Origin of the sequence: Streptomyces sp. BE303 (assembly GCF_036290945.1) — a bacterium.
GTDB lineage: Bacteria > Actinomycetota > Actinomycetes > Streptomycetales > Streptomycetaceae > Kitasatospora.
In genome coordinates, this window is the sequence record NZ_JAQYWZ010000197.1 from 1 (window position 1) to 423 (window position 423).

Below are 423 nucleotides of genomic sequence, written 5' to 3' on the forward strand. Positions count from 1 at the left end.
CAGGATCCGGCGACCCCCGAGAACTACCCCCTGCTCGACTCCCGTGCCCACCCCGCCGCTCTTCCGATGTGCGGGGAGTCCCACCGACTGGCGGTCCTCCCCGAGGAGGCGATGGCCGACCTCACCGCCGCGCTCGCCCTCAGCCCGTCGGACGTCTGGGCGCTCCGCTCCCGCGGCCAGGCCCACCGCCAGGCCGGCCGACCCGACGAAGCCGTCACCGACCTCACCGCCGCCGTCACCCTGAATCCTTCCTACGCCTGGGCGTTCGCACTTCGGGGCGAGGTGCACCGGCTCGCGGGCGTCAGGTAGGAGGCGGTGGCCGACTTCGACTCGGCGCTCGCCCTCGACCCGGACGACGGCTGGTCGCTCGGCTCGCGCGGCCAGGCCCACCGTCAGGCGGGCCACGCGGAGCAGGCCGTCGCC

The 423-nt window shown here is 75.4% G+C and carries 1 protein-coding gene; it reads left to right on the forward strand.

Translation table 11 applies throughout. The annotated features are described in order from the left end of the window. Positions 1–309 (forward strand): tetratricopeptide repeat protein (locus tag PUR56_RS01135; RefSeq protein ID WP_329947463.1); only part of this gene is annotated, 309 nt, incomplete at its 5' end. Positions 310–423: the final 114 nt, after the last annotated feature.